Source organism: Saccharopolyspora sp. NPDC050642 (assembly GCF_040654735.1).
Taxonomy (GTDB): domain Bacteria; phylum Actinomycetota; class Actinomycetes; order Mycobacteriales; family Pseudonocardiaceae; genus Saccharopolyspora; species Saccharopolyspora elongata.
Window position 1 is genome coordinate 114,919 of the sequence record NZ_JBFAIN010000011.1, and the last position, 18,368, is coordinate 133,286.

General features: G+C 72.4%; 17 protein-coding genes. 8 read left to right on the forward strand and 9 right to left on the reverse strand.

Annotated elements, in window-relative coordinates; genetic code table 11:
- Positions 1-65: 65 nt before the first annotated feature.
- Both AB0H93_RS19370 and AB0H93_RS19375 read right to left on the reverse strand, forming a co-directional pair.
- Positions 66-1,223: an acyl-CoA dehydrogenase family protein gene (locus AB0H93_RS19370; RefSeq protein ID WP_358574356.1), complete on the reverse strand. Its 1,158-nt coding sequence runs from the start codon at positions 1,221-1,223 to the stop codon at positions 66-68.
- A gap of 37 nt (positions 1,224-1,260) precedes the next feature.
- The gene (locus AB0H93_RS19375; RefSeq protein WP_358574213.1) at positions 1,261-2,460 is read right to left on the reverse strand and encodes an MmgE/PrpD family protein; all 1,200 of its coding nucleotides are present in this window, start codon (positions 2,458-2,460) and stop codon (positions 1,261-1,263) included.
- A 263-nt stretch (positions 2,461-2,723) separates the two neighbouring features.
- Between AB0H93_RS19375 and AB0H93_RS19380 the strand changes: the two genes are divergently transcribed.
- On the forward strand, positions 2,724-3,569 hold the full coding sequence (locus AB0H93_RS19380; protein WP_358574214.1) for a hypothetical protein: 846 nt from the start codon (positions 2,724-2,726) through the stop codon (positions 3,567-3,569).
- A 116-nt stretch (positions 3,570-3,685) separates the two neighbouring features.
- Entirely contained in the window at positions 3,686-3,961 is a 276-nt protein-coding gene (locus AB0H93_RS19385) for a hypothetical protein (RefSeq protein WP_358574216.1), read from the forward strand.
- A 4-nt stretch (positions 3,962-3,965) separates the two neighbouring features.
- On the opposite strand, the gene AB0H93_RS19390 is transcribed toward AB0H93_RS19385, so the two are convergent.
- The 3 genes from AB0H93_RS19390 to AB0H93_RS19400 all read right to left on the reverse strand — a co-directional run bounded on the left by AB0H93_RS19390 (position 3,966) and on the right by AB0H93_RS19400 (position 5,650).
- The gene (locus tag AB0H93_RS19390; RefSeq protein ID WP_358574217.1) at positions 3,966-4,397 is read right to left on the reverse strand and encodes a protein phosphatase; all 432 of its coding nucleotides are present in this window, start codon (positions 4,395-4,397) and stop codon (positions 3,966-3,968) included.
- A 111-nt stretch (positions 4,398-4,508) separates the two neighbouring features.
- Positions 4,509-5,354, reverse strand: coding sequence for a PhzF family phenazine biosynthesis protein (locus AB0H93_RS19395; protein WP_358574218.1), 846 nt, complete (start codon positions 5,352-5,354; stop codon positions 4,509-4,511).
- Positions 5,351-5,650, reverse strand: a complete 300-nt coding sequence (locus tag AB0H93_RS19400; RefSeq protein ID WP_358574219.1) for a hypothetical protein — start codon at positions 5,648-5,650, stop codon at positions 5,351-5,353. Before AB0H93_RS19400 ends, AB0H93_RS19395 begins: the two co-directional genes overlap by 4 nt.
- Positions 5,651-5,978: 328 nt before the next feature.
- Here AB0H93_RS19400 and AB0H93_RS19405 point away from each other — a divergent pair, with 328 nt between their 5' ends.
- Entirely contained in the window at positions 5,979-6,494 is a 516-nt protein-coding gene (locus tag AB0H93_RS19405) for a lytic polysaccharide monooxygenase auxiliary activity family 9 protein (RefSeq protein WP_358574220.1), read from the forward strand.
- Positions 6,495-6,547: 53 nt separating this feature from the next.
- Here AB0H93_RS19405 and AB0H93_RS19410 read toward each other — a convergent pair whose 3' ends face one another.
- Together AB0H93_RS19410 and AB0H93_RS19415 are read right to left on the reverse strand one after the other, a co-directional pair.
- Complete coding sequence (locus AB0H93_RS19410; protein ID WP_358574221.1) at positions 6,548-7,468, reverse strand: AEC family transporter; 921 nt, start codon at positions 7,466-7,468, stop codon at positions 6,548-6,550.
- Between the two features lie 187 nt (positions 7,469-7,655).
- On the reverse strand, positions 7,656-10,832 hold the full coding sequence (locus AB0H93_RS19415; protein WP_358574222.1) for an arabinosyltransferase domain-containing protein: 3,177 nt from the start codon (positions 10,830-10,832) through the stop codon (positions 7,656-7,658).
- A gap of 220 nt (positions 10,833-11,052) precedes the next feature.
- On the opposite strand from AB0H93_RS19415, the gene AB0H93_RS19420 reads away from it, so the two are divergent.
- A complete protein-coding gene (locus AB0H93_RS19420) occupies positions 11,053-11,928 on the forward strand; it encodes a nuclease (protein ID WP_358574224.1) in 876 nt (291 codons plus the stop codon).
- Here AB0H93_RS19420 and AB0H93_RS19425 read toward each other — a convergent pair whose 3' ends face one another.
- Positions 11,929-12,801: a LysR family transcriptional regulator gene (locus AB0H93_RS19425; protein ID WP_358574225.1), complete on the reverse strand. Its 873-nt coding sequence runs from the start codon at positions 12,799-12,801 to the stop codon at positions 11,929-11,931.
- Positions 12,802-12,937: 136 nt separating this feature from the next.
- On the opposite strand from AB0H93_RS19425, the gene AB0H93_RS19430 reads away from it, so the two are divergent.
- The 4 genes from AB0H93_RS19430 (at position 12,938) to AB0H93_RS19445 (ending at position 16,763) form a co-directional block, all read left to right on the forward strand.
- Entirely contained in the window at positions 12,938-13,771 is an 834-nt protein-coding gene (locus AB0H93_RS19430; RefSeq protein WP_358574226.1) for a sugar phosphate isomerase/epimerase family protein, read from the forward strand.
- Positions 13,772-13,800: 29 nt separating this feature from the next.
- Entirely contained in the window at positions 13,801-14,568 is a 768-nt protein-coding gene (locus AB0H93_RS19435; RefSeq protein WP_358574227.1) for an SDR family NAD(P)-dependent oxidoreductase, read from the forward strand.
- Between the two features lie 40 nt (positions 14,569-14,608).
- Positions 14,609-15,892, forward strand: a complete 1,284-nt coding sequence (locus AB0H93_RS19440) for an MFS transporter (protein ID WP_358574228.1) — start codon at positions 14,609-14,611, stop codon at positions 15,890-15,892.
- A 64-nt stretch (positions 15,893-15,956) separates the two neighbouring features.
- Entirely contained in the window at positions 15,957-16,763 is an 807-nt protein-coding gene (locus tag AB0H93_RS19445; RefSeq protein WP_358574230.1) for an IclR family transcriptional regulator, read from the forward strand.
- Positions 16,764-16,791: 28 nt separating this feature from the next.
- Here AB0H93_RS19445 and AB0H93_RS19450 read toward each other — a convergent pair whose 3' ends face one another.
- The gene (locus AB0H93_RS19450) at positions 16,792-18,360 is read right to left on the reverse strand and encodes an ABC transporter ATP-binding protein (protein WP_358574232.1); all 1,569 of its coding nucleotides are present in this window, start codon (positions 18,358-18,360) and stop codon (positions 16,792-16,794) included.
- Positions 18,361-18,368 lie beyond the last annotated feature (8 nt).

The following is an 18,368-nucleotide window of genomic DNA, read 5'->3' on the forward strand; positions in this document are numbered from 1 at the left end:
GCTCGTGAGTGCTCGTTCCGGTTCTTACCGGAGCGAGCACTCACGAGCCCCGCGGGGCGCCGGCGTCAGGCGTCGAGGCCGCCGCGTTTGACCAGCTGCGCCGCGATGACGTTGCGCTGGATCTCGTTGGTGCCCTCGCCGACGATCATCAGCGGCGCGTCGCGGAAGTACCGCTCCACGTCGAATTCCGTGGAATAGCCGTAGCCGCCGTGGATGCGCACCGCGTTCAGCGCGATCTCCATGGCCACCTCCGAGGCGAACAGCTTGGCCATGCCCGCCTCCATGTCCACCCGGCGGCCCGCGTCGTACTCCCGGGCGGCGTGCAGGGTGAGCTGGCGGGCGGCGGTGAGCTTGGTGGCCATGTCCGCCAGGTAGTTGCCCACCGACTGGTGCTGCCAGATCGGCTTGCCGAAGCTCTCCCGCTCCTGGGCGTAGCGCAGCGCGTCCTCCAGGGCCGCCTTGCCCACGCCCAGCGCGCGGGAGGCGACCTGGATGCGGCCGGTCTCCAGGCCCTTCATCATCTGCGCGAAGCCCCGGCCCTCCTCGGTGCCCAGCAGCGCCGAGGCCGGTGCGCGGTAGTCCTCGAAGGACAGTTCGCAGCTCTCCACGCCCTTGTAGCCGAGCTTGGGCAGGTCGCGGGAGACGGTCAGGCCCGGGCCGTGCTCGACGAGCAGGATCGAAATGCCCTTGTGGCCGGGTTTCGCGGCCGGGTCGGTCTTGCACATCAGCGCGATCAGCTTGGACCGGCGCGAGTTGGTGATCCACGTCTTGGCGCCGTTGACCACGTAGTCATCGCCGTCCTTGCGGGCGTTGGTGGTCATCGCCTGCAGGTCGGAGCCGCCGCCGGGCTCGGTCAGCGCCATCGTCGCGCGGATCTCGCCGGTGGCCATCTTCGGCAGGTACTTGCGCTTCTGCTCCTCGGTGCCGAAGTTCAGCAGCAGCTTGGACACCACCGTGTGACCGCCCATCGCGCCGGCCAGGCTCATCCAGCCGCGGGCCAGCTCCTCGACGATCAGCACGTAGCAGGGCGTGGAAACCGGTGTACCGCCGTACTCCTCGGGGATCGCCAGCCCGAAGATGCCCAGTTCCTTCATCTTCTCGATGAGGGCCTCCGGGTAGGTGTTGGAGTGCTCCAGCTCCTGCACCACGGGCTTGACGGACTTGTCGACGAAGTCGCGCACCGTTTCCACGGCGAGCTTCTCGTCGGCGCTGAGGATGTCCAATGTGCTCAATGCATCGCTCCCTTGCCGTGCTCGATCCTCACTCGACCGCTCCGGTGCGCGGGAACGTCCGCTGCAGCAGCTCGCGGACGGATTTCCAGTCCGCCGCCGCCAGCAGCCCGGGCACGTCCTCGCCGCAGGCGGTGAACTTCTCGCGCAGTTCCGCTTCGGTCGGCGGCCGCGACGGCGCGCCCGGCGGCTGCGCCAGGCTCACCCGCAGGGCCGGTCCGTCGTGTTCGACCTCGATGTCCACCTCGCCGGTGAGCAGGCCTTCCTCGCCCGGCGTGTAGGACACCTCGACCTGCCTCAGCAGGCTCTGGGCGCTCTCCCGGTTGACGGCGTCGTCGGTGAACGCGGCGAAGCCCGGGTAGTGGTCGAGCAGCGCGGTGGCCACCGCGTAGGGCAGGCTGAACTTGCCCTCCAGGCCGGTGCCGGGCCGGTCGTGGATCAGCGGTTTGACCGTCGGTTCCGGCGTCTTGACGCGCACGCCGCGCACCGCTCCCCGGATGTCGTGGCGGATGTCGCGCAGCGCGGCGATCGGCCGCTGCATCGCGTAGCAGCAGGGGTAGACCTTGATGGCCAGGCCGCCGGGCACCGCCGGGTCCGCCAGGTCCAGCCGGCCGGTGCCGCCGACCAGCTCCAGCCAGGCGTCCAGCGCGCTCGGGTCCGCCGTCGCGCCCGCCCGCGCGAGCTCGGCCGCGCGGACCCCGGCCTGCGCGGCGAACCCGACCTGCAGCGACTTCCCGTGGGTGCCGAAGGCGTTCTGCACGCCGCCCGCGGCCGGGACGGCCAGCGCCATCGCGGTCGCCAGCTGCTCGGTGGACAGGCCCAGCGCGATTCCGGCCGCGACCGCGGCGGCCGGTGCGCCGGCCGTGCAGGTGGCGTGCCAGCCGGCCGAGTAGTGCGACCAGCCCAGTGCGCTGCCCAGGCGCGCCATCACGCCCGCCCCCGCCAGGTACGCCCGGGCGTCGCCGCCGGTGGCGAGCACGACCGGGACGGTCACGACGCTGATGTGCGTGGTCGACTCGATGTGCAGGTCGTCGAAGTCCAGCACGTGACCGATGGCCGCCCAGCGCGCCGCGTCCGGCAGCCCGGCCGCGATCCCGGTCAGCGGGTGGTTCCGGGCGGCCAGGGTGACCGCGGCGGTGTCGACGAGGGAGCGCTGGGCGAGCGCGAGATCCTCCGCGCCCGGTTCGAGCTCGGCCGCCCACTGCGCGAGGGACTCAGCGATGGATGCCATTGGGACCTTTCCGCCAGCGCGCCACGCCCTGCGGCGTCGCCACGTCGATCAGCCGGACGTCAACCTTTGTACGGCCAAATGCATCGCCCGGTCAAGACCTACCGCCATTCGCCGGAAACCGCGACCTGTTGGCGGAATCACCGCCGACTCCGCAACCTCGTCGTTGACGCCGCGCGGCGGTGGGCACAGACTTGCCCACAGTTTGTACGGCCCAATCAGCGCAGCGGCCGGGCCGACGCAGGCCCGGACCGGAAGGAGGACCCGTGCCCGGTCTCGACACCTACCTGCAGGGCTGGCGACCCGAGCCGCTGGTGGAGGCGGACGCGCTGTCCCCCGAGCCGTCGCGGGCGCTGGCCGCGGTGCTGGAGACGCCGGCGGAGTTCGCCGATGCCGAGGCGCTGCCGCCGCTCTGGCATTGGGTGCACTTCCTGAGCTGGCCGCGGCACGACGAGCTCGGCCAGGACGGGCATCCGGCAAGTGGCCACTTCCTGCCGCCCATCCCCGACCGGCGCCGGATGTTCGCCGGCGGCCGCCTGACGATCACCGGCCCGCTACGGCTGGGCGTCCCGGCCGAGCGCACGTCGTCGTTGTCCGACGTGGTGGTCAAGCAGGGCCGTTCCGGCGAGATGGCGTTCGTGACGGTGCGCGGCGAGTACCAGCAGGACGGCGAGGTCCGGTTCGTCGAGGAGCAGGATTTCGTCTACCGCAGCGGCGAAGGCGCCGCCAAGAGCCCGGACGCGCCGCGCCCCACCTCGCTGCCCGCCTCGGACGCCGCATGGCAGCAGCCCTTCACCGGCGACCCGGTGCGGCTGTTCCGGTTCAGCGCGCTGACCGCGAACTCGCACCGCATCCACTACGACGCGCCGTACGCGCGCGACGTCGAGGCGTACCCGGGCCTGGTCGTGCACGGCCCGATCCTGGTGCTGCTGATGAGCGAGCTGGCCCGGCAGCGGGAACCGGAACGCGAGATCGCGAGCATCGCCTACCGGCTGCGGCGCCCGGTGTTCGCCGGCGATCCGGTGCTGGCCTGCGGCGGGCCGGACGGGAACATGACCGTGCGGACCGAGCCGGACGAGGTGATGGCCGAGGCGTCGGTGACCTTCCGCTGACCTGCTTCGCCGCAGGTCAGCGGCGAGATGCGATCAAGGGGCGACCCTGCCAGACTAGAACGCGTGTTCGAGTACTTGCTTGCGCAATCACCTTCGTCCGGGCGGGGCCGAAGGCGGTGACCACGCAACGACAGCTCTACCAGCGCCGCGCTGACCACGACCGCATCGCGCGGGCCGCCGAGTCGGTCCGCCGCCACGCCCGCAGGCAGCAGGCCGAGAGCGCGGTCGGCCGCGCGCCGATCGTGCCCGCAGACAGGTACGTGCTGGTCGGCTTCCTGGACGAGCTGGCGCTCGCCGCCGGCCGCGGCCAGCTGCCTGCCGACGTCCTCAGGGTCGGCCTCGAACTGTGCGAGAAGCTCATCGCGGAAACGCAGCAGGAGGACCCCGGCTGATCGATCAGGCGGGGAAGCGGGCCACGTAGCGCTTCTGCCAGGGCGTCTCGACCGCGTGGGAGTCGTAGTGCTCCCGGACGTAGGCGACCGCCTCGCCCGCCGGGACGCCGTCGATGACGGCTAGGCAGGCCAGCGCCGTGCCGGTCCGGCCCCGCCCGCCGGCACACGCGAGCTCCACCCGCTCGGCATCGGCGCGTTCCCACGCTTCGCGCAGGACCTCGCGCGCCTGCGCCCGGTCGCCGGGCAGGCGGAAGTCCGGCCAGCGCAGCCAGCGGCTCTCCCACTCGACCTCCGGCGGCGGCTTGCCGAGCAGGTAGACGCCGAAGGACGGCGCCGCCCCGGAAGGCAGCGGATTTCGCAGGCCGCGCCCCCTGACGAGGCGGCCGGACGGCAACCGGAGCACTCCGGCCCCGGCGGGATCCCACAAATCAGCCACCCGGCCACCCTACGCGGCGAGCGAACTACTCGTGGTGAGCCATCCGGATTCACCCCTCGAGCACATAGATGTCCACAGTGGCCAATCGGGGTTTCCGTTGCCGCAGCGGGATCAGAGCCGCACTTCGCCCTGGATCCGGGTGACCGCCACGCCGCCGACCCAGATGGTGCCGTCCGGGTCGCGATCGATCACGACGCGGCCGTCCGCACCCACCGCGGTGCCCTGGTGGGCGGTGTAGTGCTCGGGGGCCTGCCCGGTGCCGATCAGCCACTGCGCGATCCCCGCGTTCAGGCTGCCGGTGACGGGATCTTCGATCACCCCGCTCGGCGTCGGGAAGAAGGCGCGCACCTCGAAGTCGTAGGGCGCACCCGGCGGATGCGGCCCGACAACGCCGATCTTGTGCGTTCCCGAGGGCAGTGGAACGTCCAGGACCGCCTGCGCGCTCTCGAGCAGGACGGCAACCCATCCCGGCCCGTTGTCGACCCACTGCGCATCGCGAATCGCCTCGGGCGCAAGGCTCAGCGCATCCGCCAGCTCGTCCCGAAGCCGCTCGCCGACCGGGCCGGAGCGCAGCAGCGGCGGGGCGGCGAACGCGTATCCGGCATCGGTCCTGCGGACCTCGACGAGCCCCGCGGCGCACTCCTGGACGATCCGGTCCGGAACGGGTCCCGGCCGGCTGCTCGCCCAGGCGTGGCAGCTGCCCAGGGTGGGGTGCCCGGCGAAGGGCAGCTCACCGGACGGCGTGAAGATCCGCACCCGGTAGTCGGCGCCGGACTCGGTCGGCGGCAGGAGGAACGTCGTCTCGGAAAGGTTCGTCCACCTGGCGAACCGCTGCATCAGGTCGTCGCTCAGGCCTTCCGCGTCCAGTACGACCGCGAGCGGGTTGCCGGTGTAGGCGGGGCCTGCGAACACGTCGACCTGGGCGAAACGCCGCGCTGTAGCGCCAGAAGTTGTCACGCCTCCCATCCTCGCAGGAGCGCCGCCGCGCGCGGCGGCGCCGTGTTGTAGGCGAGGGTGCCGCCCGCGTGCTGCAGGCTGCGCGCCAGCGCGGCGGCGTGATCTCCGGCCTGCGCCAGGTGCGGGCCGACGGTCGCCCAGCTCGCCAGGTCCCGGCGGGCCTGTTCGGCCAGGCGGCCGAGGAGTTCGGCGATCGCCGCCAGGTCTGCGAGGACGACGACCGGATCACCGGCCGCGCCGAGATCGGCGGCGCCCAGCGCGGTGCGGGCGTTGGCGATGTGCTGCTGCGGGTTCATGCCGGTCGCCCCCTCGACGGCCCGACTTCGGCGAACACCCGAATGTTCCCGCGCACCCCCGACAATTTTCGCGATTCCCGATGGCGGACCACTTCTCGGAGTGGTCCTGGTCCATCGCGGTGACTGTTTTCGCAGGCGTTGACCGGATTCCGCCGCCTCAGTATGGTCCAGACCACACTGCACTCGGGGAAGGCCCAGTCGATGGGCGGTCGTCGACAGGCCGGTCTCCTCCCGCTCCTCCGGCGCCGAGCGCCGCTCCGCCGACCGCCGATCCGGATTTCGGGGGGACGCCGGCCGGGAACACCGGCCGCACCGACAAGGAGCTGAGATGAATTCGAAGCGAAAGCTCGCCGCCGCTGCCGTCGGCGCGGCGATCGCGCCCTTCCTGGTGGCGATACCCACCAGCACCGCCGGCGCGCACGGCTACATCGACTCGCCGCCGAGCCGCCAGGCCCAGTGCGCCGCCGGGACGGTGCCCTGCGGCGAGATCAAGTGGGAGCCGCAGAGCGTCGAGGGCCCGAAGGGCCTGACCAGCTGCAGCGGCGGGAACGGCCGGTTCTCCGACCTCGACGACGACGGCAAGGGCTGGAAGGCCACGCAGGTCGGCAACACGGTGAACTTCAACTGGACGATCACCGCCAACCACTCCACCACGACGTGGGAGTACTTCATCGGCGGCAACCGGGTCGCGGTGTTCGACGACCACGGCGCCCAGCCGCCGGACCGCTTCTCCCACACCGTCGACCTCGGCGGGGTGAGCGGCCGCCAGAAGCTGCTCGCCGTCTGGAACATCGCCGACACCGCCAACGCCTTCTACGCCTGCGTCGACCTCAACGTGGGCTGACCGGCTAGGGGGCCCTGCGCCTCCGGGGTGCCGCTCGGAGGCGCACGGGCACGTCAGCCCAGCAGTGCCGTGACGGCGAAAAGCACCGGCACCGAAAGGATCGTGGACAGCAGGATCGATTCGCGCGCCAGCCGAACGCCCACGTTGTAGCGCGAGGCGTAGACGAAGAGGTTCTGCGCCGCCGGGAGCGCGGAGATCACCACCGCCGCGAACAGCGTCGCGCCCTCCAGCCCGAACAGGCCCGCGCCGATCGCCCAGGCGATCACCGGGTGCACCACCGATTTCAGGCCCACGGACAGCAGAACCGGCCAGCGCTCCGCGCCGCCTGCGGGCAGCGAGCTGCCGCGCAACGAGATGCCGAACGCCAGCAGCACCGTCGGCACGGACAGGTGCCCGAGCAGGGTGATCGGCTCCAGCACCGGGGCCGGAATCCGCCAGCCGCTCAACGAGATCGCGACGCCGATCAGCGAGCAGATGACGATCGGGTTGCGGAACGGCGCGAGGATCCGCAGCCAGGCCGAGGAACGCTCCCCGCCCTGCGAGAAGTCGATCACGGTCAGCCCGATCGGCGTCATGACCAGCAGCTGGAACAGCATCACCGGCGCGATCAGGCTCGCGTCGCCGAGCACGTAGACGGCGATCGGGATGCCGAGGTTGCCGGCGTTGACGTAGCTGGAGCACAGCGCGCCGATGGTCGTGCGCCGGATGTTCCACCTGCGCAGCAGGCCGACCAGCACGAACAGGCCCGCCGCGGCGAACGTGCTCAGCGCGCTGACCAGCAGCGGGGTGGAGAAGATGATCGAGACGTCGGATTCCGAGAGCATTTGCAGCAGCAGCGCGGGAGTTCCGACGTAGAACGACAACCGGGTCAGCGCCTCGCGCGCGTTCTCGCCGAGCAGCTCGCCGCGGCCCAGCAGGTAGCCGATCAGCACGATGGCGGCGATGACGCCGAAGCCCTGGATCACGCCGGACACGACGCCTCCGCTCCCCGGTGCGCGCGAATTCCACAGTGGACGATGATGGCGGCCGGGCGGCGCCGGGCCACCCGCTCTCGAGCGCGAGGCATGCTTCGTCCCCCGGGCTGGTTCCGACTGGTTGTTTAGCGATCCTAAGCGATCTAGGTCGCCGCTACCCCGCCGGAATGGCGATGCTCACAGCCGATCACGTGGCGTCGCCGGCCGGAATCTCCTCGAGCGGGCGGATGTCGGTGCGCCCGGTCGAGCTGGGCGCGCCGCCGGGCAGCTTCACCGCCTTCGTCAGCGGGCCCGGACTCCAAAGCCCCCAATGCGTTTCGCGGTGGACCTCCATCGCGGCCTCCGCCGGCAGCGCGTCCGCCTCGTAGGCGTCCACCAGGTACAGCGTGCCCCAGTCGCGGTGCAGGTCGCCCTTGAGGTAGGTCGGCATCGTCCGCACGCTGCCCGCCACGTTGAGCCAGCCGAACGGGCCACCGGCGCCCGGCGCCGACCAGCTCTGGCCCATGTCGCGCATGATCCCGCCGCCGGCCACCCGGAACCGCGGCAGCTCGGCGACCCCGTTGTGCAGGCGCGCCAGGTTCAGGCAGGGGTGCACCAGCGCGGCGGTCCACTCCACGAAGGTCGGCGCGTCGCCGACCACCTGCGTCATGCTGGTCAGCCGCGGGACGCGCGGCGCGCTGACGGCGATCCAGCCGCCGGAATCGATCTTGCGGTCCACGGCCACCACCCGGACCTTGGTCGCGTCGCTCACGACGAACCGGCGGTCGAACCACATGCCGCTGAGCTGGGCGACGTCGACGCGGCCCAGGATCTCGAAGCCCTCCGGGGTGTCCCGGCCCCATTCGACGCCGAGCGCGTTCACGCCCGTCGCGTCGCCGCCGAACGACAGCACCACCGGGGCCTCGCCGCTGGTGGCCTGCGGGGGCAGGTCGAACCACGGGGTGCGCAGCTCGCCGGTGAGCGGCCCGTCGGCGGCGTAGGTGCCCCACACCGGCGCGTCGTCGCCGCCGAACCCGAACGGCGGGGTCCAGTGCTTGCCCTCCGGGTAGCCGAAGCGGTGGAAACCCGTTGCGGTGGCGGCGAGGTAGTCGCCGGACTTCCGCTCGGTGCGGCGGCTCGCCGACACCGCGCTCTCGGTCCGCGGCTGGATGTGCGACTGCGCCAGCACGCCGCTGCGCGGATCGGTCTCGACGCCGACGTAGTCGGAGAGCCCGCAGCTGGAACCGGCGAGCTGCTTGACGTTGTCCGCGCCGAGGCTGTAGCCGTCGCGCTGCCGCTGCATGCCCGCCGCGAACAGCGCCACCTCGCCGACCAGCAGGACCGCGCAGGTGAACGTCAGCGGGGCGGCGCCGAGGCTGAGCACCCGCCGCCGCGCCTCCGGCGTGATCACCGGCAGTTCGTCGTGCCGCAGGTGTTCGACCATGGCGACGATGCCGGCGATCGCCGCGGCCGCCAGGAAGTACGTGCTCGCGCTGCGCCCGTCGAGGCTCGGCGCCCGGTCGAACCACGGCACGCCCCAGCCGGAGACGTACCACCAGGAGTTCGTGCCGGTGACCGAGAACGCGCAGATGACCATGAGGCCGGCGAAGAACCCGGCCCTGTTGCGCCGGGACCGCAGCACCGCCTCGCTCGTCGCCAGTGCCGTCAGCGCGGCCACCACCGCGCCGATCCCGGCGAGCATCCCGAAGTGGTGCGTGTGCTTCGTCGGGGTCATGGCCAGCACCACGAAGCTCAGCGCGGCGACCGCCAGCACGCGGCGGCTCGGGCCGAGCGCGGCACCCCGGATCTTGTGCCGGCGCAGCAGCACGACGCCGCTGGCCACGATGCACAGGATGAGCAGCAGCACGGGGAACCGACGCGTCAGCGACCCGTCCGGCCACGGCCCGAACAGCCGGTCGTAGCGGCTGAGTTCCTCGAACCACTGCTCGTTCGGCCCGAACTTGGTCTTCAGCGCCACCGAATCCAGCACGGACTGCAGCGTCTGGTCGAAGAAGACGCCGACCAGGATCACCAGCCCGGCCGCCGCGACGGGAGCCAGCACCGGCAGCGCGCCGCGTTCCCGCACCCGCTGCCACAGCATCCGGAGCAGCGGCTTGGCGGCCACGACGAACGGCAGGATCGCGACCATGCCGTGCGGGTTCGCCCCCAAGCCCAGCGCCGCCGCGAGCAGCCCGAGCGCGGCGGGCGTCAGCCGCCGGGTGGCCACGGCACGTTCGACCGCGCACAGCGCGAGCAGGAAGAACGCCACGACGACCGGTTCCGGGCGGAGGCCGTTGTTGTACGGCAGCCAGAAGGCCAGGAACACCGCGGCGGCGGCCCAGCCCGCGGACTCGCTGCGGCGCACCTGCTGCCCGAGCCGCGGCAGCACGCCGCGGCTGACGAGCAGCCAGCTGACGACGCCGAGGAACAACGCGGGCAACCGCACCCACGGCGTCGCGGGCGAGATCTGCACCCACAGCGCGTAGAGCTCGTAGAACCACCCGAACGGCGATTCCGGGTTGCCGAACCAGCGGAAGTAGTTGGTGACGTACCCGGCGCTGTCGGAGGCGCGCAGCATGGTCAGGATGTAGCCGTCGTCGGCGGTCATCGCGCCGATCAACCACCACACGCCCAGCGCGCCGAGGACGACCACGTCGCGGACCTTCGGCCGCCACCACCGCTCGGGCGCCCAGCGCGGCGCGCGGCGGACCTCCATGCGCCGCAACGCCACCATCGAGCCGAGGAACGCCAGGACGGCCAGCACCATCACGGCGACCTTCAGCGGCGTCGCCTGGGTCGCGAAGCGGTTGTCCACCCGCGCCTCGAAGGACAGGCCGCGGACGTCGTCGGCCGCCGCGTCGAGCTGCGAGTAGATGCCGGTCAGCTGGGGCCGGGTGTCGCCGGGCACGGTGGCCAGCGCGACGGCGCCCACCGCGGCCTGCATGCCGTTGGCGTCCGAGCGCACCGAGATCGAGCAGTCGCCAGCGGGCAGCGCGGCGGTGCCGGCCTGATGCCCCCTGGACCACAGCGCGACCTGCCCACCGTCGACCTGCAGCGTGAGCCCGGTCAGCCCGCCGTACTCCGACGACGGCGCGTTGGTGGCGACCAGCACGCCGGGGCCGTCGATGCGCGCGTCCAGGCTGCGCGCCGCCGCGCACGGCACCTCCGCCGCGAGCCACAGCGGCGCGTGCCCGACCAGCGGCGCCGACACCGGTTCCGTGCCCCGCGCGGTCGGCCACCGCAGCGTCGTGATTTCGTGCTCGACGGGCAGGAACGGCACCGCGAGCGCCAGCAGCGCGGAGAACAGGCCCAGCACAGCCGCCCAGCGGCGCGCCGATTTCGACGCCGGTCCACGACGCGTGACCTGCACGGACCGCTCAGTCACGCGACCGCCACCTCTGCTTCCCGAAAAGTCCCAACCCGAAGAGCTTAGAGAGGCGCGCCGACGAACCGACAACCGGCGGAACCTCATCGCGCTACGCACCCGGACCGGCACGCAGCGCGATCTTCCCGCCGGCGCCGGTGGCTGTGAGGCGACTCTCGGGGCTGGGCTGTCCGGGTGGAAGCGGTCCACTGCGGACGACCCCTTCACTACCGTGATCAGCATGACTTTCACGTTGATCAAGGGCACTTTCCGGATCATCGGCGCCTCGCCCGACGGCGACTCGATCCGCTTCTACCCCACCGACCCGAAGGCGTTCGCCAAGGCGGGCCTGTCCGTGCGGCTGAACTCGCGCGGCGGCGCCCAGCTCCGATTAGAGGGCATCGACGCGCTGGAGACGCACTACCGGCCGCAGGCGCGCGGCAGCGAGATGTGGCACCAGCCGGCCGAACTGGCGAACGCCGCCTCGGAGGCGCTGCTGCGGCACCTGGGTTTCACCGCTTTCGAGCGCAACGACGACGGCGCGGTCACGGCGAGCACCCCCGAAGAGGCGCCCGGCCACATCCTGACCCGGTTCGCGGACAAGTACGGCAGGGCGGTGGCCTTCGCCTTCCCCGGCCGGCGACCGGGCCGCTCCACCGATGGCGGCGACGTCCACCTCGACCCGAAGGGGCTGCAGGCGTCGGCGAACCACGCGCTGCTGACCGCGGGCCTGGTGTACCCGACCTTCTACTCCAAGCTGTTCCCCGACCTGCGCCAGAGCATGGCCGAGGCCGCGATCGCCGCCCGGAACGCGAAGCAGGGCGTGTGGGCGGCGGACGCGACGCTGGAAGGGCTGCGGGTGCGCTCCCGCGAGCAGCTCCAGGACGAGGCGGTCCTGCTGCCGAAGCTGTTCCGGCGGCTGGCCGACTACCTCGAACTGGAGGAGTCCGGCGGGGCGTCGCTGGGCGGCTTCGCCGAGTACCTCGACACCCGCGACGACCGGCTGTTCACGGTCCCGGACGGCCACGCCACCGAGCTGGAGACCCTCGTCGAGGTCCGCCGCCAGAACATCCGCCTGACGGTCGAGCCGGAGCGGATCGTCTTCACCGAGGCCTGATCACCGGCCCATCCCGATCAACGCGTCGGCGACGTCCTGCACGACGGTTCGGGTGTTCACCGGTCGCGCGAGCCAGGTGGTCATCGCCAGCGACAGGTCCCGCAACCGCCGCCACGGCCAGTCGGGCAGCTGCTGCGCCGCGGTGTGCCTGCCGACCAGCACCGCGTCGGCCCGCGCCGCCTCGGCGCAGGCCCGCGCGTGCGCGACGAAGTGCTGGAACATCCACTGCGGGCGCACGTCCGCGGCGGTGGCCGCGGCCGTCAGGCTGTCCTGCTGGGTCGGCACCTGCTCGCGGGAGTGCACCAGCACCCGCAGCCCGTCGAGGTCGGCGAGCCGCCAGTCGTCGTTGCCGGCCAGTGGGTGCGTCGGCCGGACCGCGACCCCGAGCGGTTCCTGCCACAGGAGTTTCGAGTAGTACTCGGCCGGCGGCGCCTGGTGCACGATGCCGATGTCGAGCCGCCCCTGCCGCAGCAGCAGGAGCTGCTCGGTGCTGCCCGCTTCGCGGTAGTTCAGGTCGCAGCGCGGCACCCCCCGCTGGAGCTCGCCGACGAGCCGCACCAGCCAGTCGTCCGGGACGCCCGGCGGCACGCCGATCACCACGATCTCGCGCGGCGGCTGCGCCCCGGCGACGACGTCCCGGGTGGACCGCTCCAGCGCGAGCAGCTGCCGGGCGTGCCCGAGCAGCGCCGAACCCGCCGCGGTGAGCGTCACGCCGCGCGGCGTCCGCTCGAACAGCGCCTGCCCGAGCTGCCGTTCGAGCGCCGCCATCTGCCGGGTCAGCGAAGGCTGCGAGACCAGGAGGTGGGCGGCGGCCTTGTTGAACGAGCCCTGCTCGGCGATCGCGAGGAAGTAGCGCAGCTGCCGAAAATCCATGTCGCCTCCCGGTTATAGCGCTGGAGCATAACTGGGGATACGGACTAGGACTTGGACCGGGCGGAGCGGGATGGCTTCTAATGAGTCGGCGCGCCCCTCCGGCGCCGCACGAACAAGCGCAAGACGAGGAATTTCGATGAAGCTCGGCGTGTACTCGATCTGCCTGCCCGACCTGACCCCGGAGCAGGCGGTGAACGAGGCGGAGGCCGCCACCTATTCGGGAATCGAATGGCGCATCGGCACTCCGCCCGGCGACGCCGAGGTGCCGGACTTCTTCACCAACAACCGGTGCACTGTCGCACCGACGCACGACGCCGTCGCCCGCGCGGCTGCGCTGTGCGAAGCCGCTCAGCTGCACGTCATCGGGCTGGGCACCTATGTGGACACCGGCGACCTCGACGGCGTGGCGCACGGGATGTCGCTGGCCCGGGCTTGCGGCGCGCCGTGGATCCGCCTTCGCGCGCCGTGGCGCAACGACGAGCCGTTCAGCGGCCTGTTCGCCCGCGCCGTCGAGTTCTTCTCGGGTGTCGAGCGGCTTTCCCGGCGGACCGGGGTCCGCGGGCTGCTGGAGATCCACCAGCGCAGCATCGCGCCGAGCGCTTCGCTGGCCGAACGGCTGGTGTCGCGCTTCGACCCGGACTGCGTGGGTGTCATCTACGACGCCGGGAACCTGGTCCTCGAAGGCTACGAGGACCACCGGATGGCCGTGGAGCTGCTTGGCCCGCACCTCGCGCACGTGCACGTGAAGAACGCCGCGTTCACCCGCCCCGGCGGCGGCGGGGTCTGGCGGCCGCGGTGGACACCGATCGACGACGGCGTGCTCGACGTACCCGCGCTCCTGCGGGTGCTCGCCGATGCGGGCTACGACGGCTGGGTATCCGTCGAGGACTTCAGCACCGACCGGGCACCGGTCGAGGCACTCCGGCACAACGCCGAATTCCTGCGCCGCCACGGCGAATTCGCGCACTGATCCAGTTCGATCCGAAGGACTAGGAAGAGATGAATGCTGCTGACCGGCGCGTTGCGCTGGTGACCGGTGGCGCCGGCGCGCTCGGCGCCGCGATCGCCGCCCGCCTGGCCGCCGACGGCTCCGACGTGGTGCTGCTCGACGTGGACGCCGATGGCGTCGCGCGCGAGGCCGCCCGGCTGCGGTCCGGCACCGACCGCCGCGTCGAGGGCTGGGCCGCCGATGTGTCCGATGTGGACTCTGTAGAGCGCACGATGGCGCGGCTGCGGGACGAGTTCGGCCGGCTGGACCAGCTGGTCAACAACGCCGCGGTCAACCGGCGCGCCGATCTGGCTTCGGTCGGCCCGCGGGACTGGGATCCGGTGATGCGGGTCAACCTCTGGGGCCCGACGGCGCTGTGCCAGGCCGCCGTTCCGCTGTGGCGGGCCGCCGGGGCCGGTCGCGTCGTGAACATCTCCTCGCGCACCTGGCTCTCCGGCGGGCCGCTGGCCTACACCGCGTCCAAGGCGGGCGTGGTCGGCCTGACCCGCGCGCTCGCGCTGGAGCTGGCGCCGCTGGACGTCACCGTGAACGCGGTCGCCCCGAGCATGGTCGTCACCCCGTTCACCAGGCAGGGCCGCAGCGACGAGGAATTCGCGGAATTCCTCGCGCGCCACCAGAAGATGACGCCGATCCGGCGGTTGGCCACGCCCGAGGACGTGGCCGGCGCGGTCGCCTTCCTCGCCTCTCCGCAGGCGGGCTTCATCACCGGCGAGGTGCTGCACGTCTGCGGCGGCGCCCAGCTCGCCCCCGCCCCCTGAGCGGATCCAGTACCCGAACCCTCAACGTGGAGGAACATCCGTGACGACAACCCAAGACCAGCGGCCGGCCGCGGTCGCCGAACCGAGCAGGCGGCGCGCCTGGACCGTGCTGTCCGTGGTGGTGGCCTGCTCGGTGGTCGTGTTCCTGGACAAGGCCCTGCTCGGACTGGTGGCGCAGCCGCTGAAGCAGGAGCTGCACCTGTCCTCGGCCGAGTTCGGCTCCATCAGCGGCGCGTCCTACCTGCTGTTCGGCATCACCTGCCTGGTGGTCGGCTTCCTCGCCGACCGCATCTCGCCGCGCTGGGTGCTGCTCGCGTGCGGGCTGATGTGGGCGCTCGGCCAGGTGCCCGCCCTGTTCGCGGTCACCGGCGGCGTGCTGTTCGCGAGCCGGCTGGCGGTCGGCGCGGCGGAAGGGCCGGCCCAGCCGATGTCGCACGTCACGGCGTACTCCTGGTTCCCCAACCACCGGCGCGGCCTGCCCGCGTCGCTGATCACCAGCGGCGCGGCCATCGCCAAGATCGCCTTCGCCCCGGTGGTCACGCTGATCATCGTCGCCTTCGGCTGGCGCGCCGGGTTCGTCACGGTCGGGCTGCTCGCGCTGGTGTGGAGCGCGGCCTGGCTGGCCGTCGGCAAGATGGGGCCGTACTCCACCGCCTCGGAAATCGCCGCCGCGGCGCCCGCCGAACGCGTTCCGTGGCGTCGTTTCCTGTTCAGCGGCACGTTCATCGGCGCGCTGCTCGCCTACTTCACGCAGGGCGCGCTGGCCGCGGTGATCTTCACCTGGTTGCCGTCGTACTTCCAGCACGGGCTCGGGTTCTCCGCGGCGGTCTCCGGTTCGCTGTTCGGCCTGCCGAGCGCGATGGCGATCGTGGCGCTGCTGGCGGTGGGCGCGGTCAGCGACCGGATGCTGCGCCGGGGTGTGCGCTCCCGCGTCGCGCGCGGTTTGTTCGGCGGGGCGTGCCTGGTGCTCGCCGGACTGGTGCTGTGCCTGCTGCCGTGGGTCCACAGCCCGGTGCTGGCCGTGATCACGCTGATGATCGGCTACGGCGTGTCGACCACCGTGCAGACGGTCAGCAACCCGGTGGTCGCCGAGATCGTGCCGCCCGGTCAGCGCGCCGGGGCCCTCGGCGTGCTGACCGCGCTGGGCACGAGCGCGGGCGTGCTGAGCCCGATCTTCACCGGCAAGCTGCTCGACGTGGCCGAAACCCCGCAGGCGGGCTACACGCTCGCGTTCCTGGTGTTCGGCGGTCTCGTCGCCTTCGGCGGGCTGTGCTTCGCGCTGCTGGTGAACCCGGAGCGCGACGTGCGGCGCATCGCCCGGTAGGGGGTTTCGCCTCGTGTCTCCGGCCGGGTGAGAATGGGCCGGTCGGAGCGCCAGGGGGGATGTCGTGGGCGAGCGCAGCGGGGCGGGAGCGCCGAGCGTGGCGTCCAGGCTGTTCCGGATCCTGGAGACGTTCTCGCCGGAGCGGCCGTCCCTGACGCTGTCGGCGATCAGCCGCCAGAGCGGCCTGTCGCTGACCACGACGCACCGCCTGGTCGGCGAGCTCGCCGGGTGGGGCGCGCTGGAGCGCGACGACGACGGCTGCTACCGCATCGGACTGCGGATCTACGAGCTCGCCGCGCTGACGCCGCGCGGCACGTTCCTGCGCGAGGTCGCCATGCCGTTCCTCGGCGACCTCTACGAGGCCACCCGGCAGAACGCGCAGCTCGGCGTCCTCGACGGCCACGAGGTCGTCTACCTGGAGCGCATTTCCGGCCGGGATGCCGTGCCGGTGGTGTCCCGGCCGGGTGGCAGGCTGCCGCTGCACGCCACCGGCGTCGGCCTCGTCCTGCTCGCGCACGCCGACCGCGAGATGCAGGAGGCGGTCCTGGAGGGGCCGCTGAAGCGGTTCACGGATCTGACTCTCGCCGACCCGCGACGGCTGCGCGGGGTGCTGGCCGACGTCCGCAAGAACGGCTTCGCGATCAGCGACCGGCAGATCGAGCTGTCCACCCTTTCGGTCGCGGCCCCGGTCCGCGGCGATGCGGACAACGTGATCGCGGCGCTGTCCCTCGTGGTCCCGGCCGGGACCAGCGACCCGATGGCGCTGGTCCCGGCGGTCCGGGCGGCCGCCCGCGGCCTCTCCCGGGCCCTCGGCTCTCCCCGAGCCGCAGCCCTGCCGCCGACGGCCACCCACGAACGCTCCGGGCCGTGAGCCCCCGCCACGGTCCGGAGGACTAGCGCTACCGCAGCAGGTCCGCCTTCGGGACCGCCGCGACCAGCCGACGCGTGTAGGTCGCCTCCGGGTTGTGCAGGACCTGGCGGGTCGGGCCTTGTTCGTCCACCCGGCCGCGGTGGAGGACCGTGATCCGGTGGGCCAGGTTGTCCGCCACCGCCAGGTCGTGGGTGATGAACAGGCAGGCGAAGCCCAGCTCCGCCTGCAGGGATTTCAGCAGGTCCAGGACGGCGGCTTGGACCGAGACGTCCAGGGCGCTGGTCGGTTCGTCGGCGATCAGCAGTTCCGGGCCCAGGGCGAGCGCTCGCGCGAGGCCCACCCGCTGGCGTTGGCCGCCGGAGAGCTCGTGCGGGTGGCGTGCCGCCGTCGCGGCCGGCAGGCGGACCGCGTCGAGGAGTTCCTCGACCCGCCGGCCGGCCGCCGGGCCGGTCGCCGTCCGGTGCACCAGCATCGGCTCGCCGATGCAGTCCCGGACCGTCCACCGTGGATTGAGCGAGCCCGCCGGATCCTGGAACACGAAGCCGATCCGGCGGCGCAACCTGCGGCGCTGGCGGGCCGTCAGCGCCGCCGGGTCGGTTCCGAGCACCGTCGCGATGCCTGCGCTGGGCCGCAGCAGGCCGGCCGCCACCCGGCCCAGCGTGGACTTGCCCGAGCCCGATTCGCCGACCAGCGCCTGCACCTCGCCGCGGCCGACGCGCAGGTCCACGCCATCGACGGCCCGGAATCCGCGGTAGTCGACCACGACGCCGGTCAGCTCCAGCGCGGCCCGGTCCTCGGCGGTGGTCCGCACGGGCTCCTGGCCGAATCGCGGCACGGCGGCCAACAGCTCGCGCGTGTAGGCGTGCGACGGGCGCGCGAACAGCGAGCGCGCCGACCCGTCCTCCACCACTTCTCCGTGGCGCATCACCACTACGCGGTCCGCGATGTCGGCCACCACGCCCATATTGTGCGTGATCAGCACGATCGACGTGCCGCGCCGGTCGCGGAGCTGCCGCAGCAGGTCCAGAATCTCGGCCTGGACCGTGACGTCCAAGGCCGTGGTCGGCTCGTCGGCGATCAGCACCTCCGGATCGCCTGCCAGCGCCATCGCGATCACCACGCGCTGCTGCTGGCCGCCGGAGAGCTGGTGCGGGTACTGCTTCGCGCGCCGCGCCGGTTCGGGGATGCCGACCGCGTCGAGCAGTTCCACCGCCTCGGCGAAGGCCTGCGCGCGGCTGAGCTCCCGGTGCGCGCGCAGCGCCTCGGTGAGCTGCCAGCCGACGGTGAACACCGGGTTGAGGGCCGTCGACGGTTCCTGGAAGACCATCGCGATGCGGTTGCCGCGGATCTCCTGCCACCGCCGGCGATCCGCGCCCACGAGCTCGTGCCCGCCCAGCCGGATGCTGCCGGACACCGAGGCGCTCGGGGGCAGCAGGCCCAGCGCCGCGCGGGCGCTGACCGACTTCCCCGAACCGGATTCGCCGACGACAGCGACGATTTCGCCCGCCGCCACGTCGAAGCTCACGTCGCGCACGACCGGACCGGCGTCGAAGCCGATCGTCAGCCCGTCGAACGCCAACAGGGGCTGCGTTGCCAAGATGATCT